Below are 23021 nucleotides of genomic sequence, written 5' to 3'. Positions count from 1 at the left end.
CCACGTCAGGGTGACGCCCGCGGGCCGCCTCTCGGTCTAGCGTTGCCGCCATGGACGAACAGCGCGAACGCGGACGCGGCGGTCCGTCCCTGCCCCGGGGCGGACCGGCGATATGGCGACAGGGGCCGGCCTGGTGGAACCGCCGGGAGGACGCCGAGGGCGCCGGCAGGCTGCCGTGGCTGACGACGCTGGCGATCACCGTGTTCGTGCAGATCGGCTCGAAGTACGCGGCGGAGGGTCAGCTCGACAGGGAGCCACTCGATGTCTACGCCCAGTTGATCCTGCTCGCGGGCACGGCCTCGCTCCTGCTGCGTCACCGCCACCCGGTCCCGGTCGCGTACGTCACGGCCGGGACCGCACTGCTCTACCTGGGGGCCGGGTACGCGTACGGCCCGGTCCTGATCACCGTCGCCGTCGGCTGCTTCGCCGCGGTCGTCTCGGGACACCGGCGCGCCGCGTGGGGCGCCGTCGGGATGCTGTGGGCGGGGCATCTGCTGGTCGCCCACTGGCTCTACCGGTGGCTGCCGCCGGACGGCGACCATGCCCGGACGCTGGGCGAGGAAACCGTCGTCGCCGTCTGGGTCGTCGCCATCGTCGCCGTGTCCGAACTGGCCCGCGTACGACGTGAGCAGTGGATGAAGGAGCGTGCGGAGCGCGCACAGGCCGCCGAGCGGCGGGCCGACGAGGAGCGGCTGCGCATGGCCCGCGAGCTGCACGACGTCCTCGCGCACAGCATCTCCGTGATCAACGTCCAGGCGGGCGTCGGCCTCGCGTTGCTCGACTCCGACCCCGAGCAGGCCCGCACCGTCCTGACCACCATCAAGGCCGCCAGCAAGGAAGCCCTGGGGGAGGTCCGTCAGGTCCTCGACACCCTCCGTACGCCCGGTGACGCGCCCCGCGCCCCGGCCCCCGGGCTCGACCGGCTGCCCGAACTCGTGGAACAGGCGGCGCGTACGGGGCTCACGGTCGGCGTCGACACGCAGGGGACCCGCAGAAAGCTGGCCCCCGGCGTCGATCTCGCCGCCTTCCGCATCGTCCAGGAGGCCCTCACGAACGTCGTGCGCCACTCCGGCTCACGGCACGCGCGCGTGCTGGTGCGGTACGAGGCGGCGGCGCTCACCCTGCGGGTCGACGACGACGGTCCGGCCACCGGCGCCGACGCGGGCGGCAGCGGCAACGGACTCGCGGGAATGCGGGAGCGCGCCGCCGCCCTCAATGGCACGATCGACGCGGGCTCGCGCCCGGACGGGGGCTTCCGGGTCACCGCCGTACTGCCCACTCGCACGGCCCCTCAGGAGGACCAGTGATCCGCGTACTGCTCGCCGACGACCAGTCGCTGGTCAGGGCCGGTTTCAAGGCGCTGCTCGACGCCCAGCGGGACATCGGGGTCGCGGGAGAGGCGGCGGACGGCGAGGAAGCCGTGCGCAAGGTGCGTGAACTGCGTCCCGACGTCGTGCTCATGGACATCCGCATGCCGCTGCTCGACGGTCTCGCCGCCACCCGGAAGATCACCGAAGAGCCCGACCTGAACGACGTCAAGGTGGTCATGCTGACCACCTTCGAGCTGGATGAGTACGTCTTCGAGGCGATCCGCTCCGGGGCCTCGGGCTTCCTGGTCAAGGACACCGAGCCCGAGGAACTGCTGCGTGCGGTCCGCGCGGTGGTCCACGGGGACGCGCTGCTGTCGCCGGGTGTCACGCGCCGCCTGATCTCCGAGTTCGCGGCCCGCTCCAAGGAGCCCGCGGGCGCCGAGCCGCTGGGTGAACTCACCGAGCGGGAACGGGAAGTGATGGCGCTGGTCGGCATCGGCCTGTCGAACGAGGAGATCGCCCGCCGTCTTGTGGTCAGCCCGCTCACCGCGAAGACGCACGTCAGCCGGACCATGGTGAAGCTCGGCGCCCGCGACCGCGCCCAACTGGTCGTCCTGGCCTACGAGTCGGGCCTGGTACGCCCCGGCTGGCTGGGCTGACGCGGCGCGCGCCGGTGGCGTACGAGGATCGTCACCAGGACCGCGACGAAGACGAGGGCCCCCACGAACTTGCCGGCCAGGACCAGCGTGCCCTGGCTGGGGGATGTCACGCCGAAGAAGAACGCCGGTGATGCCACGGCCAGCATCGTGGCGCCCGCCAGGGAGGTCGCGGCGAAGAGCGCGAAACCGATCTCCACGGTGTCCGCGTCCCGCTCGGCCTGTGTCCTTCGCCCCATCTTCGAAGTGTGCGGTGCGGGCTCCCGGCGGGCAAGCAACTGTGCGCCGGGAGCCTCCTGTTGCACTGCCGCCAGGTCAGTCGTTGACGGCCACCGGCTCCTTCTTCGCAGCCTCCGCCGCCTCCTGGGGCGCTGACTTGGTGACGACGACCGTCTCCTGCGTTCGCTTCGTCCGCACCCCGGTGAGGGTGATGAGCAGACCCGCGACCGCGATGGCCGTCACCACGATCAGGCCGGGCCGGTAGCTGTCGAGCACCGCCTGCGGTGAGGCGTCGGCGCCGTGCGAGGACGCGGTGATCACTGCCGTGACGACGGCGAGGAAGATCGCGCCGCCCACCTGGATCGAGGTGTTCAGGAGCCCCGACACCATGCCCTGCTCGTCGTCGTCCACGCCGTTGGTGGCCTGGATGTTGAGCGAGGGGAAGACGAGGGCGCACGCGAAGCCGAGCAGGATCATGGAGGGCAGCACCATGGACGCGTACGACGGGGTGAGGCTGACGCGCAGGAACAGCGTGTACGAGGCGACGAGCAGGACGAAGCCCGCCACGATGACCCGCGGTGTGCCGAACCGGTCGATCACCGAACCGACCTTCGTGGACGACAGGGCGACCAGGGCGCCCGCGGGCAGGAAGGCGAGCGCGGTCTCCAGGGCTGACCAGCCGAGCAGCGTCTGGAAGTACTGCGTGGCCAGGAACTGGAAGGAGACATAGCCGCCGAAGAACGTCATCGCTCCGATCTGAGCCCGGAGTTGAGGTCCCGAGCGCAGGACACCGAGGCGGATCAACGGGCTCGCGGAGCGCAGTTCGATGCGCACGAAGACGGCGAGCAGCACGGCCGCGGCGAGGAACGACAGGAGGGTGCGGGCCGACGCCCAGCCCGCCTCCGGGGCCTCGACGACGGTGAAGACGAGCAGCAGCATCGCCGCGGTGCCGGTGACGGCGCCCGGCACGTCGTAGCCGCCGGTGTTCTTCTCGCGGGCGCTGCGCGGGATCAGTTTGAGTCCGGCGATCAGCGCGATGACGGCGATGGGTGCGGGCAGCAGCATCGTCAGGCGCCAACTGACCTCGGTGAGCAGGCCGGAGAGGACCAGGCCCATGGAGAAGCCGGTCGCGGCGCAGGTGGTGTAGATGGTGAGCGCGCGGTTGCGGACCGGGCCCTCGGCGAACGTCGTGGTGATGATGGAGAGCCCGGCGGGCGCGGTGAACGCCGCGCTCAGGCCCTTGATGAAGCGGCTGGCGATCAGCAGCGGACCCGAGTCGACGAACCCGCCGAGCAGCGAGGCGAGGGCGAAGACGGCGAGCGCGATCAGGAAGACACGGCGCCGCCCGAGCAGGTCGGCGGCTCGGCCGCCCAGGAGCAGAAGGCCGCCGTAGCCGAGGATGTAGCCGCTGACGACCCATTGGAGGGTCGAGGTGGAGAGGTTCAGTTCGGAGCCGATGGAGGGCAGCGCGACGCCGACCATGGATACGTCGAGTGCGTCGAGGAACATCGCGGCGCAGAGCACGAGCAGCGTGCCCCACAGACGCGGGGACCAGCGCTCCGGGGACGCGGAGGCAGCTGTGAGCGGAGAAGTCATGCGGAGCACAGTACATGCACATGCATTGACTGCAAGTGCATTTAATTCCGATGCAACAAAGGGCGGATTCTCTGCTACCGTGCGATGTCATGGCGGCGAAAAAGGCCGAGCAAGAGCTCAGGACGGCCGAGCACGAGCTCGTGGACCAATGGCGCGGCATCCTCGCGGTGCACGCGCGCACCCTGTGCGAACTCGACGGCGCCCTGCGTGAGCACGGCCTCGTGGCGAGCGACTTCGAGGTGCTCGACGTGCTGTCCGAGGGCGCCGCGTCGGACGACGACTGCGCCTACCGCGTGCAGGACATCGCGGGCCGGATCCATCTGAGCCAGAGCGCGCTCTCCCGCCTCATCGGCCGCCTGGAGAAGGACGGCCTGGTGGAGCGCGCCATGTGCAGCGAGGACCGGCGCGGGGTGCGGGTGGTGCTCACCGACAAGGGGCGCCGACTGCACGCGGAGGTGCGGCCGGTGCAGCGCGCGGTGCTCGAGCGGATGCTGGCGCGTCCCGACGCCCGCTAGTCCGCTCAAGCTCGCCCTCCTACACGCCCGACTACACGCCCGACGTCTCGCTCCACAGCGCGCTCAGTGCGGTGTCGCCGGTGACGTGCGGGAACGGTGCGCGGTTCCACAGTGCGAGGTACAGGTGCTCCGCGGGTCCCGACACCTCGCAGTCGGCCCGGCCGTCCTCGCCCCGCTCCGTGACGGGCGGCTCCTGCGAGAGGCGTACGGTCCACACCGCGTCCGCGTCCGTCGCGCGCACCCGCAGGACCCTGGGCATCTCTGTGCGCACCCTGCTCCGTTCACGCGCGTGGAACCCGCGGAGCAACTCGTCGATCCCATCCGCGGCGAACTCCGCGCCTATCGGCGACGGCGTCCCCCCGAGCGCGGACTCGGCATCTACGCGGTGGATCGTCGTCTCGTTCGCCTGCCGCCGCGCCCAGAAGGCGAGCGGCGACGGCGCGGGCAGGAACGCCCAGCACCGCACATCGGGCGAGGCGGCGCGGAGGGTGGCGACCAGGTCCGCGTGCGCCTGCCGGTACCAGCCGACCAGGGCGGCGCCGTCGAGCTCGGGCGGTTCGCCCATGGGACGCGGCGAGGAGTGCTCGTCGGCGACGAAGGCCGCGGCCCAGCGGTGCACCGCGCCCGTGTGTCCCAGCAGATCGCGCACCGCCCAGCCGGGACACGTTGCCACCTTGGCGTCCGGCCCGGCCACTTCGGCGGTGCGGGTCAGCAACTTGCCTTCCGCGTCGAGAATTTCAAGGTGCTCGGAGATCTCCATGGGCTGGATTCTGCCGGATGGGGCGGGCGCAAGGGGAGACGCGGTGCCTTGGCTTGGGGCGACGCCCCGTCAGCGAGGCGTACGACCGTGGCCGCCCGCCCCGGGAGGGTCAGCGGCGGGTGGTGTAGCCGATCAGCGCTGCGAGGCCTGCCAGGACCGCCACGCTGGTGAGGGCTATCGGCAGGGTGAACCAGTCGGCCATGAAGCCGATGGCGGGCGGTCCGAGGAGCATGCCGCCGTAGCCGAGGGTGGAGGCGGTGGCGACGCCGTCGGGGCCTGCGAGTGCGCCCGCGCGTTCGACGGCCACGGGGAAGATGTTGGCGAGGCCTAGGCCGGTGACGGCGAAGCCGATGAGGGCGAGCCAGACGGTGGGGGCGAGTGCGCCCAGGAGCATGCCGGCGGCGGCCGTGGTGCCACCGGCGACGAGTATCGGGGTCTGGCCCAGGCGTTCGAGCAGGGTGGTCCCGCTGAGGCGGCCGATGGTCATGGCGAGGGCGAAGCAGGAGTAGCCGGCGGCCGCGATGCCGGGGTGGGCGGCGAGGTCCTGTTCGAGGTGGAGGGCGCCCCAGTCGGCGAGTGCTCCTTCGCCGAAGGCGGTGCAGAGGGCGATGAAGCCGAAGACGATCACCAGACGGCGCGTGCGGGGGGCCGGGCGCCGGGGGGTGTCCTGCTCGGTGTGCCGTTCGTCCGTGGGCCGGGTGTGCCGGTCGTCCGCGGGCGGGGTGGGAGGTTCGATGCGCAGCAGGGTCCGTCCCGCGACGGCGGTGACGACCAGACCGATCACGGTGAGGCCGAGCAGGTGGCGGGTGGGGGAGAGGGACCCGGCGATCAGTCCGCCGAGCCCCGCGCCGACCATGCCGCCCAGGCTGAACGCGGCGTGGAAGCTGGGCATGATCGGGCGCCGCATCGCGGCCACCAGGTCGACGGCGGCGCTGTTCATGGCGACGTTGATGCCGCCGTACGCGGCGCCGAACATCAGGAGCACGAGCCCGAGCGAGAGCGCCGAATGTGTCAGCGGGGGCAGCGCGACGCTCAGCGGCAGCAGGACCCCGCAGGCCACGGTGACCGGATGGCTGCCGAAGCGGCGGCAGAGCCGTCCGGTGAGCGTCATTGTGATCACGGCACCGGCGGAGACGCCGAGCAGCGCGAGCCCGAGGTCGCTGGCCGACGCGCCGGTCTGTTCCTTGATGGCGGGGATGCGGACGACCCATCCGGCGAAGATGAAGCCGTCGAGCGCGAAGAAGACGGTGAGCGCGACACGGAGCCGGACGAGGCCCGGGGGAGCGGCCCGCGACGCTGCGGACGTGGTTTTGTTTACTAGCGGCACAAAGTCAGAGTAGAGGTGAGCCCCCGTGGCGTACAAGACGGTTCGTGTGAGGTGACGGTCACCCGTGGAGGGAGGGTCCTGGTGGGGCGGCAGTGGCGGCTCGCTCGACGGCGTGCGCATTCACGGTCGGTGGGTCGGTCGCCGCTGCCGCGTGGGATTTCGTTGCGGTCGTCGGTGAGTGACTCGCGTGGCGCGGCGGGCGTCCGGAGTGGGAGATCCTTGCGAGGCGGCAGGGGAAGGGAAGTGGGCGGGCGGTGTACGGGCAGATGACGGCTGAACGGCGAGGCGACGTACGGATCATGGGAGACTCGCCCTCATGAACGGCAAGGCTGCCCCCCGCGTCGAGGGGGATCTGTCCACGCGTACGCGCCTGGAGCGAGGGCGCGGAGCGCTCGGGCCCGCTCTGGAGCTCGTCCACACCGGACGCGCCCCGACCCGTGCCGTACTCACCGCCGAACTCGGCGTCACCCGCGCCACGGCGGGCGCCGTCGCCGCCGAGCTGGAGGCACTCGGCCTGATCAGGATCGACGCGAGACCCAGTGCGCCCGCCGGTTCCCAGGGGCGCCCCTCGCACGGCCTTTCCATCGCGGAGGACGGCCCTGTGGCGCTCGCCGCGCAGGTGCACTCCGACGGCTTCCGGGCCGCGCTCGTAGGGCTCGGCGGCCGGATCGTCGCCACCGCGCCCGGCTGCGAGACGATCGGCGCCGACCCCGCGCAGGTGCTCGGCTCGGTCATCGACGCGGGTGCGCAACTCCTGCGGGAGACCGGCAGACGGTGTGTGGGCGCGGGCCTCGCCGTGCCGTCGGCCGTCGCCGAACCGGAGGGCACCGCGCTCAACCCGCTGCACCTGGCGTGGCCCGCGGGCTCGCAGGTCCGCCAGATCTTCGCCGACTGCGTACGGGGCGCGGGGATCACCGGACCCGCGTTCGCCGCCAACGACGTCAACCTCGCCGCGCTCGCCGAGCACCGGCACGGCGCCGGGCGTGGCGCACGCGATCTGCTGTGCGTCGCGACCGGGCACCGCGGGGTCGGCGGCGCGCTCGTGCTCGACGGGCGTCTGCACACCGGCAGTTCGGGCCTCGCGCTCGAAGTCGGCCACCTCACCGTCAATCCGGAGGGCCGCCCTTGCCACTGCGGCAGCCGGGGCTGCCTGGACGTCGAGACGGACCCGCTGGCCTTCCTCACGGCGGCGGGCCGCGAGCCGGGCCCCGAAGGCCTGTTGCTGCAGGCCCGGGAGCTGCTTCGGGACGGGGGCCGGGACCCCGCGGTCCGCGCGGCGGCCGAGGAACTCATCGACCGCCTCGGCCTCGGGCTGGCGGGCCTGGTGAACATCCTCAACCCGGATCGCATCATCCTGGGCGGCCTGCACCGCGCACTCCTCGAGGCCGATCCGGAGCGGCTGCGAGCCGTCGTCGCGGACCGGAGCCTGTGGGGGCGCAGCGGCGGCGTACCGATCCTCGCCTGCACGCTGGACCACAACAGCCTGGTGGGGGCCGCCGAACTGGCCTGGCAGCCGGTGCTCGACGACCCCCTCGTGGCGTTGGGCTAGGCGCGCGCGGTCTCCTGCGCGGGGGCCGCGTCCCGGGGCCCGGTGGCCGGATGCCCGTGCGCAACTGCCGTTGTGGCGGCGGTGGTTCGCTCCGCACGCATTCGCTTCAGGTCGGGCAGCAGCGTGACGAGCCCGAGTACCGCGAGGGCGGCGCCGATCCAGAGCGGTGCCCGCAGGCCGAACGTATCGATGGCGGGCCCACCCACGGACGTCGCGATGATGATGCCGAGGGTGATGAACGAGGAGTGGACGGTGTTGACCAGCGGCCGGGCGTTGCCCGTGCGCTGTACGCGGGTCACCATGGCCGGGTTCATGGTGACCCCGACCAGGCCGATGCCCATCATCAACAGCACGGCGGGCACACTCAGTTGCGCGAACACGGCGAAGCCGACCAGGAACGCGAGGTTGAGCAGCAGGCCGGTGAGCAGGACCGGCATCGTGTGCTTGTCGGCGAACCGGCCGACGACGGTGTTGCCGATCACGGTGGCCGCTCCGTATGCGATGAGCAGCAGCGGGACGGTGCCCGTGGAGAAGCCGGTGACCTCGGTGAGGATCGGGTTGAGGTAGCTGAAGGCGGAGAACGTGGCGCCGATGACGAAGGTGCTGGTGGTGAGAGTGAGCCAGAGTCGGGGGTTGCGGAACGCGCCCAACTCCTGGCGCAGGCTGCTGCCCGACTCGCTGCCGTCGTCGGCGCGTTCCGTGCGGGGCACTCCGGCGAGGGTGGCGAGCGCGGCCACGACGGTCAGCCCGGTGATGGCCCAGAACGCGGCCCGCCAGCCCAGGTGTTCACCGATGACGGTGGCGAGCGGCAGCCCGAGCAGAGTGCCCAGCATCAGTCCGTTGAGGGCCACCGCGATGGCCCTGCCCCGTACTTCGGGGCGGGTGAGTTCCGCGCACATGGAGATGGAGACGCCGAAGAAGGCCTGCGACGCGATGCCGGTGATGACACGGGCCACCAGCATGGTGCGATAGTCCGGGGCCAGCGCGGCGAGGACGTTGCCTGCCAGGAAGACACCGAACAGGACCAGCAGGGCCGACTTCTGATGCATCCTCAGCAGCGCGATGGTCAGGAAGGGCCCGCCGAAGGCCATCGCCGCGGCGAAGGCGGTGATCAGATAGCCGATCTCCGGGATCGTGGCGTCGAGTCCGTCGGCCATCTGCGGCATCAGGCCGGCGACCACGAACTCGCTGGTCACCATGGCGAAGATGCCGAGGGCCAGTAGATAGACGGCGCGGGGCATGGGGGCTCCTGTCGGGGATGAAGTGGTGAATGGTTGTGAACTGATCAGTACAAAACGAGGGCGTGCGGCATGCGGAGGCAGCCCAGAGGGGAAGGGGGGTGGCGGGTCGATCGCGGAAACGAGGCTCCGACGCGGCGCGTCGGCCTGCTGACGAGTCAAGGCGGTCAGGCAATCAAGGCGACCAGGCAGCCAAGGCGCCGGGCAGTCAAGATGTCAGGCAGCCAAGGCTGCCAAGGCATCAAGCAGTCATGGCGTCAAGCCGTCAACGCGTCCAGGGCGGTATCGGCGATGGCCGTCAGGGTCGCGCGGTCGACGCCGCCCTGTGCGGAGACCCGCATGCCGCCGATGGCGGCGTTCAGGAAGTGGGCCAGGTCGCCCGCGTCCCGAGTGGAGGTGATGTCGCCGCTGCTCTGTCCCGTGCGGATGACGGAGCTGATGGCGGCCAGCCGCACCGCGAGGTCGCCGGCGAGCATCTCGGCGGCCTCGGGGTCGCGCCCGGCCAGCTCCACCGTCGTGTTGACGGTCAGGCAGCCGAGGCTGTGCCCGTCCTCGCGGCACTCGAACTCGGAGTCGATGACTCGCCTGAACAGTGCGCGAAGGCGTTCCATCGGAGGGCGTTCCGCGTCCTCCAGGATCTCGACCTGGATGGACGTCATGGAGTCCATGTAGCGGGCCAGGGCTCGCCGGAACAGTTCGTGCTTGCTGCTGAAGGTGTTGTAGATGCTGCTGCGGCCCAGGCCGGTGGCTTCGCACAGGTCCTGGGTCGAGGTGGCCTCGTAGCCGTTCGCCCAGAAGGCGTGCATCGCCGCGTCCAGGGCCCGTTCCTCGTCGAAGGTTCTCGGTCGGGCCATGTCGGTACCCTACAAGTTTTGGAACGCTCAGTGCAATACCGTGAGAAGCATACGTGGCCACCCCGGGAGCAGCCCCGCGGCCGCTACGTACTCCCGCAGTGGTACGCGCACTGCCGCTGGCCGTACGACGACTCGGACCCCCTCGGAGCGCGAGCCTCGGTACATCGAGCAAGACGCCACAAGACGCCGGACGGCATCGAGAGTCGCCGCAGGCATCGCTCCCGAGGAGATGGACACCATGAACACCCTGGCTCACTTCGACGGCGGGCCCGGCCCGTGGATCCTGTTCTTCCCGCTCATCTGGGCGGCCGTCGTGATCGGCGGCATCACCCTCCTGCGCCGCACCGTGTGGCGCGGCCGCCGGGCTCCGTGGCAGCGGGGCGGCGCCGAGCGCGACGTACGCATCGACGAGAACTCGCCCATCGCCGTGCTTGGCCGCCGTTTCGCCTCCGGTGAGATCGACGAGGACGAGTACTGGCGGCGCCTTTCCGTCCTGAACGAGGAGTTCGGACGCACCTCCAAGGGCGGTGCGGCATGACCGCGGCGACCGGCCACCCTGGCACCACCGTCGACGCCGCCCGCGTCACCGACGCCGTCAAGGTCTACGGCAGCCAAGACACCGCCGTACGGGCCCTGGACGGGGTGAGCGTCGGCTTTCCCGCCGGGCGCTTCACCGCGATCATGGGCCCGTCGGGCTCGGGCAAGTCCACCCTGATGCACTGCGCCGCGGGCCTCGACACCCTCACCTCGGGAGCCGCCCACATCGGCGACACCGAGCTCGGCTCGCTCGACGACCGGCGGCTCACCCTGTTGCGCCGCGACCGCATCGGCTTCGTCTTCCAGGCCTTCAACCTGGTGCCGACGCTGACCGTGGCCGAGAACATCACGCTGCCGATGGACCTCGCGGGCAAGCGCCATGACGGGGCGTCAGTGGAGTGGACCGACGCTCTCATCGACGTGGTCGGACTGCGCGACCGGCTCCACCACCGGCCCGCCGAACTCTCCGGCGGACAGCAGCAACGCGTCGCCGTGGCACGGGCGTTCGCGGGCCGACCCGACGTGGTCTTCGCCGACGAGCCGACCGGCAACCTCGACTCGCGCTCCGGTGAGGAGGTGCTGCGCCTCCTCGGCCGCGCCGTGCGGCAGATGGACCGCACCGTCGTCATGGTCACCCACGACCCGGTGGCCGCGGCCCACGCCGACGAGGTCGTCTTCCTGGCCGACGGCCGTCTTGTGGACCGGATGGCGGAACCGACCGCCGACAAGGTCCTGGACCGGCTCAAGGCCTTCGACACCAAGGCGACCGCCGGTTCCGGCGGCCCCCGCACCGCATCGCATGCCGGGGGAGCACCGTCATGAGTTCCCTCAGCGCCTCCGCGCGCATCAGCCTGTCCTCGCTGCGCGGCCACAAGCGCCGCTTCGCGGGCACCTTCCTCGCGGTCATGCTCGGTGTCGCCTTCCTGGCGGGCACGCTCGTCATGGGCGACACCCTGCGCGGCAGCTTCGACACGATGTTCGGCAACGCGACGCGCGGCACCGATGCCGTCGTGCGCAGCGCCGACACCATCACCACGCCCGACGACAGCCAGGGCACCCGGCAGCCCGTCAGGACCTCGCTCGTCGAGAAGATCGAGCGGACTGACGGCGTCGCCGCCGCCGCGCCCAGCATCCAGGGCGCGGGCCAGCTCCTCGGCAAGGACAAGGAGCCCATCGGCGGCGAAGGTCCGCCCACCCTCGCGGGCAACTGGATCGACGACGGCGAGCTGAACGCCTACCAGCTGGCCGAAGGCCGCGCCCCCGCCAAGTCCGGCGAGGTCGTCGTCAACCGAGGAGCCGCCGAATCCGGCGACCTGAGGATCGGTGACACGACCACGCTGCGCACCCCCGACCCCGTCAAGGTGACGATCGTGGGCCTCGCGACCTTCGGCGGCGAGGACGGCATGGCGCAGACCACCTTCACCGGCATGACGCAGGCCGACGCGGAGAAGTATCTGACGCCGAAGCCCGGCGAGGCCGCGTCCATCCAGGTGCGGGCCGGGCCCGGCGTGAGCGAGCAGGAACTCGTCGACGCGCTGAGTCCCGTACTGCCCAAGGGAGTTGAGGCGATCACCGGCGAGGCGTCGGCGGCGGAGAACACCGACAACATCTCCGGTCAGTTCCTGACGCTCTTCACCAGCTTCCTGCTCGTCTTCTCCGGGGTCGCGCTGCTCGTCGCCACCTTCAGCATCCACAACACCTTCGCCATCGTGGTCGCCCAGCGCACCCGCGAGAACGCCCTCCTGCGCGCGCTCGGAGCCTCGCGCCGGCAGGTCACAGCGGCCACCCTGGTCGAGGCGAGCGTGGTCGCCGTGGTCGCGTCCGCCGCGGGGATCGTGGGTGGCATCGGGATCGCGGCCGGGCTCCAGGCCCTCTTCCCGGCCATCGGATTCCCTTTCCCCGAGGGCGACTTGGTGATCAGCGCCGTGTCGATGCTGCTGCCGGCGACCGTCGGCATCGTGGTGTGCCTCGGCTCCGCCCTGCTGCCCGCCGTACGCGCAGGGCGCACCGCGCCCCTGGCCGCGCTGCGCGAGACCGCGGTCGACCACTCCGGGGCCTCACGTGGACGCGCGGTCGCGGGCGCGGTCCTCGCGCTCGCCGCCGTGGGCCTCTCGCTCGTCGGTGTCCTCGTCAGCCCGTCCGTGTGGCTGGCCGGGACCGGAGCCGTCCTCGCGCTCGTCGCGTTCGTGGTGCTGGGGCCGGTGGCCTCCTCGCGGGCGGTACGTGTTCTGGGCGGGCCCCTAGACAAGCTGCGCGGCGTCACGGGCGGACTCGCCCGGCGCAACGCCCTGCGCAGCCCCAAGCGGACCGCCGCCACCGCGAGCGCCCTGATGATCGGCGTCGCCGTCGTCTCGCTCTTCACCGTCTTCGGCGCCTCCCTGAAGGCGACCATGGACCAGACGGTGAACCGCTCCTTCGCCGGTGACCTCGCCATCAGCACCCCGGGCTTCGGCGCGGGCGGCAGCGGACTCAGCCCCAAGCTGGCCCCCGCGCTCGCCGAGCGGCCGGAGGTGGCGACCGCGGTCGGCCTCGGCAAGGGCGCGGCGGAGGTCGACGGGAAAGGCCGCGCGCTGACGGTCACCGACCCGGGCCCGTTCGCCAAGTCCTTCGACCTCGGCGAGGTCGAAGGGACACTGGACGGCCTCGGCGCCGACGGCATCGCGATCACCCGGGAGGAGGCCGAGAAGCAGGACCTGAAGGTCGGCTCCAGGACGGAGCTCGCCTTCGCCGACGGCGAGAAGGCCACCTTCACCGTCCGCGCGCTGTACGGCCGCTCCGAGCTCGCGGGGGACTACGTCATCACCCGCGAGGCCTGGGCGCCGCACCGCATGCAGGACGCCGACAGTCTCGTCTCCGTCCGCTTCAGGGCAGGCGTGGGCGCGGACGAGGGTGAGGCAGCGGTCTCCGAGGTCGCGCGGAAGTACGGAAATCCGGATGTGCAGACCCGCGGTGAGTACGCGCAGTCCGCGGCGGGCGGCATCGACATGATGCTCACGCTGGTCTACGCCCTGCTGGCGCTCGCCGTCCTGATCGCCCTGCTCGGCATCGCCAACACGCTGACCCTCGCCATCCACGAACGGACCCGTGAGCTGGGGCTGTTGCGTGCCGTCGGGCAGACCAGGGCGCAGCTGCGGGCCATGGTCCGCTGGGAGTCGGTGCTCGTCGCCGCCTTCGGCACGGTCGGCGGCCTGGTGCTCGGCGGCTTCCTCGGCTGGGTACTCGTCAAGGCCTCGGACGGCGCGACGAGCAGTGCCTTCGCGTTCGCGGTGCCACCCGTGCAGTTGACGGTGGTCGTCCTGGTGGGCCTGACGGCGGGAGCCCTCGCGGGTCTGCGTCCGGCACGGCGGGCCGCACGCCTGGACGTGCTGCGTGCCATCGCCACCGAGTGACGTAGGACGCGCGCTCCACGGAGCCTGTCACCGCCCGGTCAGCCGACAACGGCCGACCGGGCGGGAGCATGTCGGGGCGCGTGCCCGTCGGCGAGGGACCGAGGCCCCGCGCCCAGGTCCGCGAAGGGACCCGCGGCGGCCGCGCCGTACGCCGGACAGGTGGACGCCAGGGCGACGGTGGTCGTAGGGGCCGGGAGGGTGAACCAGACGACCTTGCCGGTGTCGCCGTGCGGGCGCACCCCCCAGCTCTCGCTGACGGCGGCGACCATGGCGAGTCCGCGGCCACAGGTCGCGAACGGCTCCGCGTCGTTCACCTCGGGGAGGCGGGGATCGTGGTCGTGCACGGAGACCGTGAGGTGGTCGAGCAGCAGCTCGATCTCCACGGTGCACGCCTTGTCCGGCTGCGCGTGCCGGTGCACGTTGGTCAGGAGCTCGGTCACACCGAGTGTGGCCTGGTCTATCAACGGATCGAGATGCCAGTGGCGCAACTGCGCCGATACGATTCTGCGGACCTGGCCGATCCGCGACGGCAGAGCTTGAAGCTCCACCGTGCAATGTTTGCTTGGCTGGCTGATCACGGCTGCGGCTCCCCGAATTGTGGTCCGGAAGAAGACGACGATCGGATCCAGCAGCGGCCGCGGGGTCTGCCGGTCGCTTTCATGACCGGCGGGCTGGTTCGCAGCGTTATCGCCGATGAACCCAGAGTGATGTGAGACCAGAGTGACTCAGGGGGTGCGGGCGTGCAACTCGCACCCACCCGGCCGGGAGCCCACGGGCTCCTCAGACGTGCGCCATGCGGCCTTTGGCCCTGCGTACCGCGTCGATGAACTTGCGGACCGTGGGCGGCCCCGCCTTGCCAGGCGCCGGATCATGATCGGCGAGCGTGAGCCGATAGCGCGTGCCGTTCAGTTCGGCAAGGGCCCGGTCGTCGGCGGCGAACCAAGGTTTGCCTGCTCGCACCGTCTGCACGGGTGCGCTGTCGATCTCCCTGCCATAACTGGTCAGCAGCTCGAACCTGCCGTCGGTGATACGGATTTGGCCCGCCCGGGTGAGGGAGCGCAGCCGTCGTCCGATCCGCACGCCTGTGGCCGTGAACTCCGGCTCCGCCATGACGTTCCGCCCCCTTGAGCGCTTCGATAGGTCGTTCCGTACGGGACCGCGTTCCCCGTGCGGTGCAGTCTGCACGCACCTGACGTCTCGCACCAGTGCGTATGAAGACGTGGTCACCATTGCGCCGCATCCTCTCCCCAGTGTGCCGCGCCCCTGCGCCAGTCGGCTGTGCCAGGTGTGCCTTTGAGGTGCTCAAAGGTGTGTTTATGCAGGTGAGAAGCGTGCGGAAGGTGCTTATGATCGAGGTGTCCGGCCCGCTCCGAGCGCGGCCAGGTTGACGCCAAGGAGCCGCGCGGTGAGCACCACACAGCAGGATCAAGCCGACGAGCCGATGACCACGCTCGACGTGGACCGCAGCGACGCGGAGTATCGGGTCTGGCTCAAAGAAGCCGTGCGCAAAGTGCAGGCCGACGCCAACCGTTCCGCCGACACGCACCTGCTGCGCTTCCCGCTGCCGGAACAATGGGGCATCGACCTGTACCTCAAGGACGAATCGACCCACCCGACCGGCAGCCTCAAGCACCGCCTCGCCCGCTCGCTCTTCCTCTACGGCCTCTGCAACGGCTGGATCCGGCCGGGGCGGCCGGTCATCGAGGCGTCCAGCGGCTCGACGGCCGTCTCCGAGGCGTACTTCGCCAAGCTGATCGGGGTGCCCTTCATCGCGGTGATGCCCCGCACGACCAGCGCCGAGAAGTGCCGCCTGATCGAATTCCACGGCGGCCGGTGTCACTTCGTGGACGACTCACGCACGATGTACGCCGAGTCCGCCGCCCTCGCCGTCGAGACCGGCGGGCACTACATGGACCAGTTCACCTACGCGGAACGGGCCACGGACTGGCGAGGCAACAACAACATCGCCGAGTCGATCTACCAGCAGCTGAGGCTGGAGCGCTATCCGGAGCCCACATGGATCGTCGCCACGGCGGGCACGGGCGGCACGTCGGCGACCATCGCCCGCTACGTCCACTACATGCAGCACGACACCCGGCTCTGTGTCGCCGACCCCGAGAACTCCTGCTTCTTCGACGGCTGGACCCGCCACGACCCGGACGCCACCAGCGACTGCGGCTCCCGCATCGAGGGCATCGGCAGGCCGCGCATGGAACCGAGCTTCGTGCCGGGCGCCATCGACCGCATGATGAAGGTGCCGGACGCGGCGAGCGTCGCAGCCGTACGCGCCCTGGAGCAGGCGATCGGCCGCAAGGCGGGCGGATCGACCGGCACCGGCCTGTGGAGCTCCCTGAAGATCGTCGCCGAGATGGTGGCCGAGGGCCGCACGGGCAGCGTCGTCACGCTCATCTGCGACCCGGGCGACCGCTACCTGGACAAGTACTACTCGGACGCGTGGCTCGCCGAACAGGGGATGGACATCACGCCGTACTCCGCCGCGATCAAGTCGCTCCTGGCGAACGGAACCTGGACCTAGTCGCCCGCAACCGCGGCGTGGCACTCAGGCGTTGGCCGCGGCCAGGCGCCGGTCGAGGGCGGTGACGGCCTCAGTGAAGGCGCGGCCCATGCCGGGCCTGCCGAGTTTCAGCGCGAGGCGGAACGGTGCGACGCCGTCCGCGGCGAACGTCCACTGCACACGGGTGCCTGTCCCGGCCGGGGTGAGCCGCCACTCCTCCAACAGGGCACGCAGGCCCGGGGCGTTCGTCTCGTCGACGCGGTAGGCGTACCGCTCGCAGGCCTCGGCCGCGACGATCGTCTCCCAGAAGCGCGTGCCGCCCTTGAGCCGGACCTCGCGGCCCTTGCCGCCTTCCGCGCAGTCGATGGGCAGGCACAGCGTGACCGCCGTGAACCACTCGGGCCAGCCGGCCATGTCGTCGGCGAGCGCGCGGTACACCGCCTCCGGGGGCGCGCTCACCTCACGCGCGAAGACCAGACGCAACGGAGCGGACTTGACGAACTCCGGTCCCACGGGCCTCAGTCGGCGTGCCATCGAACTCAGCCCCCAAGCGGAATCGGGTCGTTGACCGGGCACCGACACCATAGCTGGCGGGCCGTCAGATGTCTGCGGTGCTCCCGGCGTTCGCGGCCCGTCCCGCGTCCACACCGTTTCCGACCGGCTCGTCGGCTCCCGGCTCCTCGGACTCGCCCGTGATCACCAGACGACGCAGACGCTCGGAAATCTCCGTCCGTGCCTCCGCGGGCAGTCCGGCATCCGTCACCAACGTGTCGACCTGATCAAGACCGGCGAACGAACTGAGGCCCACCGTCCCCCACTTGGTGTGGTCGGCGACCACGATGACGCGGCGCGCCGACTGCACCAGACGCCGGTTGGTCTCCGCCTCCGCGAGATTGGGCGTGGACAGACCGGCCTCCGCCGATATGCCGTGCACACCAAGGAAGAGCACGTCGAAGTGCAGCGCGCCGATCGCCTGGTCGGCGACCGGGCCGACCAGCGAGTCCGACGGGGTGCGCACACCGCCCGTGAGGACGACGGTGGCCGCTCCCTGGCGTCGGCCCGAGGTGCGCTGCGCGGAGTGGAAGACATCCGCGACCCGCACCGAGTTCGTCACCACCGTCAGGTCCGGCACGTCGAGCAGGTGGTGGGCCAGTGCGTACGTCGTCGTGCCGCCGGAGAGCGCGATCGCCGTGCCCGGCGCCACCAGGGAGGCCGCGGTGCGCGCGATGTCCTCCTTGGCGTTCAGTTCGAGGCCCGACTTGGCCTCGAACCCCGGCTCGTGCGTGCTCGCCTCCACCACCGGGACGGCGCCGCCGTGCACCTTCTCCAGGACACCCTGGCGGGCGAGGGCGTCGAGATCGCGGCGGACCGTCATGTCCGACACACCCAGCTTGCGGGTCAGTTCATTGACGCGGACCCCGCCCCGGCGGCGTACCTCATCGAGGATCAAGGCGCGGCGCTGCTCCGCGAGGAGGTTCTGATTCTCACTCACGTCCGTCCCGGCCCTTCTGCCTCGTCACACCTGTCGCGCCCGTCCATCACGCTGCCTCATCCTCGCATGGGCCACCGACAGGCGGTCCACCGCCCGATTCCGCGCGGTCACCCGGAACGGGGAGATTACGTGATGGCTGGTGTGGACGGCGTTCGGAGTGGAGATCCTTCTTCCCTGACCACGCGCACATCGGGGGAAGCGAACAGTGGCAGCTGACCACAGAGAAGAGACGGCTCTCGAACTCCTCGTCCACGGGGTGGGGGGCACGACACCCGAAGAGATGCTGGGCGATCCGCGGACCGTCCGGATCTCCGGCGACGAGACGGCGGCCGTGTTCCGCCGCACCGAGGACGCCGACGCCGAGAAACGTCCGGACGACTACCGGGGCAAGCCGGTCCCGGAGGCGTACGTCTGGTGCAATCTGACCTCCGGCAACGGCTCGCGGGCCCTGTGGCTGCTGCTGCTCCCGTTCATGGTGGTCAACCTCGCGCACTGGATGCGCCCCACCTCGAGGCGCATGCGCAAGACCGTCCGGACGTACGGCCTCCTCGTGCGCCTCATCGGGCTCACCCTCACCGTCCTGCTGGTCGCCGCCGCCTGCGAGATCGCCATCGACCTGACCGCCTGGCAGTGCGCGGGCACTCCGGAGTGCGCCGCCGAACGCTCCTGGCTGGGCTTCCTCGCGACCGACGCCTCCGGACACGGCGGCTGGTGGAGCCAGCCGGGACGCCGTCTCGCTTTCGCCGCCCTGCTGCCGACCGCGCTCACCGGCCTGCTCTGGTATCTGTCCCAGCGCACCTGGAGCGCGTACGAGTCCCAGACACCGCTGCCCCACCAGGACGACCCGGAGGAGGAGCCCGGCCGCACCGCGCTCGGCAAGCCCGGCTTCTGGTACGGACGCCGCCTGGTGGCCCGCCTGCGCGCCGCGCACACGGCTGCCGGGTTCCTCACGGTGGCCGCCGCGGTCGGCGCCGCGGCCGCTCGCCACGACCGGCGCCCCGGCGGACCCGCGCTGCTCGATGCTCTCGGCTGGACCCTCGTCGTGACGCTGCTCCTGGGAGGCGGCTTCGTCGCCCTGGTGGTCTGGCGCAGGGGCCGCAGCGAGAGCAGGCTCGACCGGCACCTCGACGAGAGACTCATCCGCGGGCTGCCCCTCGGCGCGCTCACCCTGCTCGTCCTGACGCTTGTGTACGCGGGATGGTCACGCCCCGCATGGACCTCCGAGGGCAGGCTGCCGGGCAACGCGACCTTCGGAGCCATCGCCCTTGGCCAGGGACTCCTGGTCATCGCGCTCGCGGTGGTCGCCCGCACGCTCTACCGCACGGCCCCCGACCCGCGCACCGCCCTGCGGGGCTTCGCCGGCCCCTCCGTCGCCATGCTCGCCTGCGCGCTCGGCGGTGTGATGTCCGGAGGCGGCGCCCAGCGTGTCGCCGACTGGCTCGACGGCGCGGGGGAGCCAGGCTCCGGCGGCACCATCGACGGCCCGCCCGTGCTCCTGACCTGGCAGGCATCGGTCATCCCGCCCCTCCTCGTGGTCCTCGCGGCACTCTGCGGCTGGCTGGGCGTCCGCACCTGGCGCCGGGCACGCCGCGACCGGGAGAACATCCCGCTCGAATACCCCGGCGAGCCGAAGGACGCGGCCCGCAGCCGCCGCATCGCCGGCACACGCGCGCGTGCCGCCCTCACCGACCGTGCCCCCCTTCTGGTGGGCATCACCTCGGCGGTGACGCTGCTGCTCGGCGCGGGCGCACTGGCCGGCGCGTGGATGACCGAGGAGGTCCCGAGCAAGGCCGCGCAAGGGCTGCCGCTCTTCTTCGAGGGCGCGGCCGAGACATCGCAGGCGCTCGGCTCCTGGCTGATCGGCTTCGGTTTCATACTGTTCGTGACGTGGGGCCGCCGCGCCTACCGTGACGCCTCAGCCCGGCGCACCATCGGCATCCTGTGGGACGTCGGAACGTTCTGGCCGCGTGCCGCCCACCCCTTCGCCCCGCCCTGCTACGCCGAGCGCGCCGTCCCCGACCTCACCTGGCGCATGCACACCTGGACCCGCGCGACGCGCGCCACCGGCGGCAGGCTCGTCATCTCCGGTCACTCGCAGGGCAGTGTTCTCGCCGCCGCGGCCGCCTGGCAGCTGTGGCCGTCCGTCCGCAAGAGGGTCGCCCTCCTCACCTACGGCTCACCCCTGGAGCGGCTCTACGGCCGCTGGTTCCCCGCCCATTTCGGCCCGGCGGCCCTCGGCTCCCTGCACCGCGAGGTCGACTGCTGGCGCAACCTGTACCGCGGCACCGACCCGATCGGCGGCCCCGTACGGGTACAGCCCGAGGACGGCGGACCGAAGGTCGACCACGACGCACTCAAGGACCCTCTGGTCTACGGACGCACGGAGGAACACCCGCTCCCCGCGCCGATCCTGGGCCACTCCGACTACCAGGCCGACCCCGCCTTCGCCGAGGAGCGCGCACGGCTGCTCGCCCGGCTCAAGCCCGCCGTGCCGGCGCCGCGCCCCCGGACCGAGGAGCCGCCCGCGCCCGCCGCCACGGTCACGGCAGCTCCGGCAGATCCTCCGGATACAGCAGGGTGAGGTCGTCCGTGCTCGGCTCCTCGAACTGGGCGACCCGGCCCGCGTGCCGCTCCACCATCGCCTCGAACGTCTGGCGCGCGGTGCGGCCGTTGCCGAACGCGGGACCCTTCGGAAGCGCCGTGAAGTACTTCAGGAGGGCCTCGCCCGTCCCCGTGTCGAGGCGGTACTCGTGCTCCTCGGCCTGCTGCTCGACGATCCGCAGCAGCTCCTCGGGGGCGTAGTCGCCGAAGGTGATGGTCCGTGAGAAGCGGGAGGCCACACCGGGGTTGACCGAAAGGAAGCGCTTCATCTCGGCCGTATAGCCCGCGACGATCACCACCACGGCCTCGCGGTGGTCCTCCATCAGCTTCACCAGCGTGTCGATGGCCTCCCGGCCGAAGTCACGCCCGGAGTCCTCGGGCGAGAGCGCGTACGCCTCGTCGATGAACAGCACACCGCCGCGCGCCCGGTCGAACGCCTCCTGGGTGCGGATCGCCGTCGAACCGATGTGCTCGCCCACCAGGTCGACCCGCGACACCTCGACGAGATGCCCGCTCTCCAGGACACCGAGCGAGGCGAGGATCTCGCCGTAGAGCCGCGCCACGGTCGTCTTGCCCGTGCCGGGGGAGCCGGTGAACACCAGATGGCGGCGCACGGACGCGGCCTTGAGACCGGCGAGCTGCCTGCGCCGCCCCACCTCGATCATGTCCGTGAGGGCGCGCACCTCGCGCTTCACGCTCTCCAGGCCGACCAGGGTGTCGAGTTCACCGAGCACGTCCTTGGAGGACCGGGACGGCGGCTCGGGGGTCGTGGTCGTCGCGGGCGCCAGATCCGCGCGCTGACCGGGGATCGCGCCGAGCAGCCCCACGGTCTGCTTGGCCGTCCGCGGGGCGGCCTCCTGCGCCGCCGAAGCCGCAGTCGCCGCAGTCGCCGCGGTGCGTACCCCGCCGCTCTCGTCGCTCGTGCAGTCCTCGACGAGCGGCCCGTCCTCCGCGAACTCGAAGCCGCCGCGCGCGCACCGCTCCGTACGGCACTTCTTCAGCGTCGTACGGCAGCCGTCGATGACATGGAAGCCGTACCCTCCGCTGTCGTTCACCCGGCAGCCGTGCAGGGTGCCACGGCCGCCGGCCGAGACGTAGAAACCCGCCTCCGCCGGTGAGGTGACCGTGCAGCGCTCGAGGGTGGGGTCGGCCCCCTTGGTGACGATGACGCCCGTCTGGACGCCGTCGACCGTGCAGTTGGCCAGGGTGCCGCCGCTGCCGTGGTCGCGGAACCACGCGCCGGTGGCGGCATCGCGGATGCGGCAGTCGTCCAGCTGCGCCGTCGCGCCGTCGCTCACGGACACCGCCGTGTTGCGCACCTGGGAGAGATCGCTGTCGACGACGTCGGCGCGCGAGCCGCGGTCCAGGACGAACAGGGCGTCCGGCACGTCGTGCACCCGGCAGGACTCCAGGACGGCCGTCGCGCCGTCGCTGACCCACACCGCGGGATAGTCGCCCGTGCTGTCGTGGATCTCGCACTGGTTGGCGTCCACGCGCGTGCCCGGGTCCCACACCGAGAGGCCGTTGCGCCCGAACTGCCGCACCGTGGAACGCGTGAGGGTCAGGACCGAGCGGGAACGCAGGTCGATCGCGTTCTCCGGGATGTCGTGGATGCGGCAGTCGGCGAGCGTGAGGACCGCGTCCGTGTCGAGCGTGACGCCGTCCGACGTCGTGCGGTGCACGTCGCAGTCCGTCAGATGAGCCGTGCCCCGCCCGGTGATCTGTACGCCCGAGCCCTTGACCTCGTACACCTCGCAGCCGATCGCCTCGAGGCCCGAGTGCTCACCGGTCACCGACAGACCCGCGCCGGACGCGTGATGCACCCGGCAGCGCTCGAGACGGGGATGCGCGCCGCCGCGCACCGCTATGCCCGACTGCCCGGCCGATACGACCTCGCACTCCTCGAAGACCCCGCCCCCGCCGTCGAGCACGGCGATGCCGATACCGCCCGGGTTGTCGACCGTGCAGCGCCGCACGGTGGGGCGTGCTCCGCCGCGCACCTCGATGCCGCTCGCGGAACGTGTCACCACGCGTACGTCGATGAGTTCGGGCGCCCCGTCCTCGACGAGCAGCGCGGGCGCGGCCGAGTCCTGGCCCTCGACGTGCAGGTCCTGCACCACGGCGGACGACCGGACGGTGAGCGGCACCCCGTCGGAGGGCGCGATGCGGACGGAGCCGGGGGAGCCCTCGGGGCCGCGCAGCGTCACCGCCCGCTGGACGACGAGGTTCTCGCGGTACGTGCCGGGGGCGATGGTGAGGACGTCCCCGTCGCTCGCGGCCTCCAAGGCGGCAGCGAGCGATGCGTACTCACCCGTGCGGCGCCGCCACCGCGAGGTACCGGTGTGCGTCACCTGGACCGTGCCCTGTGCCATGGAGTTGCTCTGCCCCCACCTTGTTGTACGCGGGACCTCACGACCTCGCGCAAGGCGCCGAAGAGTTCGGCCGGTCCACCGTAGCGCGCGC

The 23021-nt window shown here is 71.5% G+C and carries 20 protein-coding genes; 9 read left to right on the top strand and 11 right to left on the bottom strand.

Going from position 1 to position 23021, the window contains the following annotated elements; translation table 11 throughout:
* Window positions 1–50: 50 nt before the first annotated feature.
* Window positions 51–1307 carry a sensor histidine kinase gene (locus ACWGIH_RS25775; protein WP_453446354.1) on the top strand — a complete coding sequence of 419 codons (1257 nt, stop codon included), beginning with the start codon at window positions 51–53 and terminating at the stop codon, window positions 1305–1307.
* Window positions 1304–1969 carry a response regulator gene (locus ACWGIH_RS25770; RefSeq protein ID WP_453446356.1) on the top strand — a complete coding sequence of 222 codons (666 nt, stop codon included), beginning with the start codon at window positions 1304–1306 and terminating at the stop codon, window positions 1967–1969. Before ACWGIH_RS25775 ends, ACWGIH_RS25770 begins: the two co-directional genes overlap by 4 nt.
* Here the strand turns inward: ACWGIH_RS25770 and ACWGIH_RS25765 are convergent.
* Both ACWGIH_RS25765 and ACWGIH_RS25760 read right to left on the bottom strand, forming a co-directional pair.
* Window positions 1930–2205 carry a DUF6332 family protein gene (locus tag ACWGIH_RS25765; protein WP_453446357.1) on the bottom strand — a complete coding sequence of 92 codons (276 nt, stop codon included), beginning with the start codon at window positions 2203–2205 and terminating at the stop codon, window positions 1930–1932. The two genes, ACWGIH_RS25770 and ACWGIH_RS25765, sit on opposite strands and share 40 nt — an antisense overlap.
* 76 nt (window positions 2206–2281) lie before the next feature.
* Complete coding sequence (locus ACWGIH_RS25760) at window positions 2282–3781, bottom strand: MFS transporter (RefSeq protein WP_453446358.1); 1500 nt, start codon at window positions 3779–3781, stop codon at window positions 2282–2284.
* Between the two features lie 89 nt (window positions 3782–3870).
* Between ACWGIH_RS25760 and ACWGIH_RS25755 the strand changes: the two genes are divergently transcribed.
* Window positions 3871–4296: a MarR family winged helix-turn-helix transcriptional regulator gene (locus ACWGIH_RS25755; protein WP_453446360.1), complete on the top strand. Its 426-nt coding sequence runs from the start codon at window positions 3871–3873 to the stop codon at window positions 4294–4296.
* Window positions 4297–4327: 31 nt separating this feature from the next.
* Here ACWGIH_RS25755 and ACWGIH_RS25750 read toward each other — a convergent pair whose 3' ends face one another.
* Window positions 4328–5056 (bottom strand): maleylpyruvate isomerase family mycothiol-dependent enzyme, encoded by a 729-nt coding sequence (locus ACWGIH_RS25750; protein ID WP_453446362.1) that lies wholly within the window; start codon window positions 5054–5056, stop codon window positions 4328–4330.
* A 109-nt stretch (window positions 5057–5165) separates the two neighbouring features.
* Window positions 5166–6383 (bottom strand): MFS transporter, encoded by a 1218-nt coding sequence (locus ACWGIH_RS25745; protein ID WP_453446364.1) that lies wholly within the window; start codon window positions 6381–6383, stop codon window positions 5166–5168.
* Window positions 6384–6699: 316 nt separating this feature from the next.
* Between ACWGIH_RS25745 and ACWGIH_RS25740 the strand changes: the two genes are divergently transcribed.
* The gene (locus tag ACWGIH_RS25740) at window positions 6700–7932 is read left to right on the top strand and encodes an ROK family protein (protein WP_453446366.1); all 1233 of its coding nucleotides are present in this window, start codon (window positions 6700–6702) and stop codon (window positions 7930–7932) included.
* Here the strand turns inward: ACWGIH_RS25740 and ACWGIH_RS25735 are convergent.
* Window positions 7929–9173, bottom strand: coding sequence for an MFS transporter (locus ACWGIH_RS25735; RefSeq protein WP_453446367.1), 1245 nt, complete (start codon window positions 9171–9173; stop codon window positions 7929–7931). The genes ACWGIH_RS25740 and ACWGIH_RS25735 overlap by 4 nt on opposite strands.
* A gap of 254 nt (window positions 9174–9427) precedes the next feature.
* On the bottom strand, window positions 9428–10024 hold the full coding sequence (locus ACWGIH_RS25730; RefSeq protein ID WP_453446369.1) for a TetR/AcrR family transcriptional regulator: 597 nt from the start codon (window positions 10022–10024) through the stop codon (window positions 9428–9430).
* Window positions 10025–10262: 238 nt separating this feature from the next.
* On the opposite strand from ACWGIH_RS25730, the gene ACWGIH_RS25725 reads away from it, so the two are divergent.
* The 3 genes from ACWGIH_RS25725 to ACWGIH_RS25715 are packed head-to-tail and all read left to right on the top strand — an operon-like array spanning window position 10263 to window position 13950.
* On the top strand, window positions 10263–10562 hold the full coding sequence (locus tag ACWGIH_RS25725) for an SHOCT domain-containing protein (protein WP_453446371.1): 300 nt from the start codon (window positions 10263–10265) through the stop codon (window positions 10560–10562).
* Window positions 10559–11383, top strand: a complete 825-nt coding sequence (locus tag ACWGIH_RS25720) for an ABC transporter ATP-binding protein (protein ID WP_453446373.1) — start codon at window positions 10559–10561, stop codon at window positions 11381–11383. The genes ACWGIH_RS25725 and ACWGIH_RS25720 overlap by 4 nt, the downstream gene beginning before the upstream one ends.
* Window positions 11380–13950: an ABC transporter permease gene (locus ACWGIH_RS25715; protein WP_453446375.1), complete on the top strand. Its 2571-nt coding sequence runs from the start codon at window positions 11380–11382 to the stop codon at window positions 13948–13950. Before ACWGIH_RS25720 ends, ACWGIH_RS25715 begins: the two co-directional genes overlap by 4 nt.
* Before the next feature lie 38 nt (window positions 13951–13988).
* Here the strand turns inward: ACWGIH_RS25715 and ACWGIH_RS25710 are convergent, their stop codons facing one another.
* Complete coding sequence (locus ACWGIH_RS25710; protein WP_453446377.1) at window positions 13989–14528, bottom strand: ATP-binding protein; 540 nt, start codon at window positions 14526–14528, stop codon at window positions 13989–13991.
* A 202-nt stretch (window positions 14529–14730) separates the two neighbouring features.
* Window positions 14731–15060 (bottom strand): hypothetical protein, encoded by a 330-nt coding sequence (locus ACWGIH_RS25705; RefSeq protein ID WP_453446378.1) that lies wholly within the window; start codon window positions 15058–15060, stop codon window positions 14731–14733.
* A gap of 331 nt (window positions 15061–15391) precedes the next feature.
* Here ACWGIH_RS25705 and ACWGIH_RS25700 point away from each other — a divergent pair, with 331 nt between their 5' ends.
* Window positions 15392–16486, top strand: a complete 1095-nt coding sequence (locus ACWGIH_RS25700; protein WP_453446520.1) for a PLP-dependent cysteine synthase family protein — start codon at window positions 15392–15394, stop codon at window positions 16484–16486.
* A gap of 24 nt (window positions 16487–16510) precedes the next feature.
* On the opposite strand, the gene ACWGIH_RS25695 is transcribed toward ACWGIH_RS25700, so the two are convergent.
* The gene (locus tag ACWGIH_RS25695) at window positions 16511–16999 is read right to left on the bottom strand and encodes an SRPBCC family protein (RefSeq protein WP_453446380.1); all 489 of its coding nucleotides are present in this window, start codon (window positions 16997–16999) and stop codon (window positions 16511–16513) included.
* Between the two features lie 64 nt (window positions 17000–17063).
* Window positions 17064–17957, bottom strand: a complete 894-nt coding sequence (locus tag ACWGIH_RS25690) for a DeoR/GlpR family DNA-binding transcription regulator (protein WP_453446382.1) — start codon at window positions 17955–17957, stop codon at window positions 17064–17066.
* A 280-nt stretch (window positions 17958–18237) separates the two neighbouring features.
* On the opposite strand from ACWGIH_RS25690, the gene ACWGIH_RS25685 reads away from it, so the two are divergent.
* Window positions 18238–20538 (top strand): hypothetical protein, encoded by a 2301-nt coding sequence (locus tag ACWGIH_RS25685; protein ID WP_453446521.1) that lies wholly within the window; start codon window positions 18238–18240, stop codon window positions 20536–20538.
* On the opposite strand, the gene ACWGIH_RS25680 is transcribed toward ACWGIH_RS25685, so the two are convergent.
* Window positions 20498–22930 (bottom strand): right-handed parallel beta-helix repeat-containing protein, encoded by a 2433-nt coding sequence (locus ACWGIH_RS25680; protein WP_453446384.1) that lies wholly within the window; start codon window positions 22928–22930, stop codon window positions 20498–20500. The two genes, ACWGIH_RS25685 and ACWGIH_RS25680, sit on opposite strands and share 41 nt — an antisense overlap.
* Window positions 22931–23021: the final 91 nt, after the last annotated feature.

Source organism: Streptomyces sp. NPDC054872, from assembly GCF_053610705.1.
The sequence above is the reverse complement of the archived record's forward strand: the minus strand, read 5'-3'. Positions and strand labels throughout refer to the sequence as shown.

Coding starts and splice junctions, on each gene's coding strand:
- ACWGIH_RS25730 (WP_453446369.1), bottom strand. CDS start 10,024: ATGGCCCGACCGAGAACCTTCGACGAGGAACGGGCCCTGGACGCGGCG.
- ACWGIH_RS25720 (WP_453446373.1), top strand. CDS start 10,559: ATGACCGCGGCGACCGGCCACCCTGGCACCACCGTCGACGCCGCCCGC.
- ACWGIH_RS25755 (WP_453446360.1), top strand. CDS start 3,871: ATGGCGGCGAAAAAGGCCGAGCAAGAGCTCAGGACGGCCGAGCACGAG.
- ACWGIH_RS25740 (WP_453446366.1), top strand. CDS start 6,700: ATGAACGGCAAGGCTGCCCCCCGCGTCGAGGGGGATCTGTCCACGCGT.
- ACWGIH_RS25715 (WP_453446375.1), top strand. CDS start 11,380: ATGAGTTCCCTCAGCGCCTCCGCGCGCATCAGCCTGTCCTCGCTGCGC.
- ACWGIH_RS25685 (WP_453446521.1), top strand. CDS start 18,238: ATGCTGGGCGATCCGCGGACCGTCCGGATCTCCGGCGACGAGACGGCG.
- ACWGIH_RS25680 (WP_453446384.1), bottom strand. CDS start 22,930: ATGGCACAGGGCACGGTCCAGGTGACGCACACCGGTACCTCGCGGTGG.
- ACWGIH_RS25775 (WP_453446354.1), top strand. CDS start 51: ATGGACGAACAGCGCGAACGCGGACGCGGCGGTCCGTCCCTGCCCCGG.
- ACWGIH_RS25750 (WP_453446362.1), bottom strand. CDS start 5,056: ATGGAGATCTCCGAGCACCTTGAAATTCTCGACGCGGAAGGCAAGTTG.
- ACWGIH_RS25705 (WP_453446378.1), bottom strand. CDS start 15,060: ATGGCGGAGCCGGAGTTCACGGCCACAGGCGTGCGGATCGGACGACGG.
- ACWGIH_RS25725 (WP_453446371.1), top strand. CDS start 10,263: ATGAACACCCTGGCTCACTTCGACGGCGGGCCCGGCCCGTGGATCCTG.
- ACWGIH_RS25760 (WP_453446358.1), bottom strand. CDS start 3,781: ATGACTTCTCCGCTCACAGCTGCCTCCGCGTCCCCGGAGCGCTGGTCC.
- ACWGIH_RS25700 (WP_453446520.1), top strand. CDS start 15,392: ATGACCACGCTCGACGTGGACCGCAGCGACGCGGAGTATCGGGTCTGG.
- ACWGIH_RS25735 (WP_453446367.1), bottom strand. CDS start 9,173: ATGCCCCGCGCCGTCTATCTACTGGCCCTCGGCATCTTCGCCATGGTG.
- ACWGIH_RS25695 (WP_453446380.1), bottom strand. CDS start 16,999: ATGGCACGCCGACTGAGGCCCGTGGGACCGGAGTTCGTCAAGTCCGCT.
- ACWGIH_RS25765 (WP_453446357.1), bottom strand. CDS start 2,205: ATGGGGCGAAGGACACAGGCCGAGCGGGACGCGGACACCGTGGAGATC.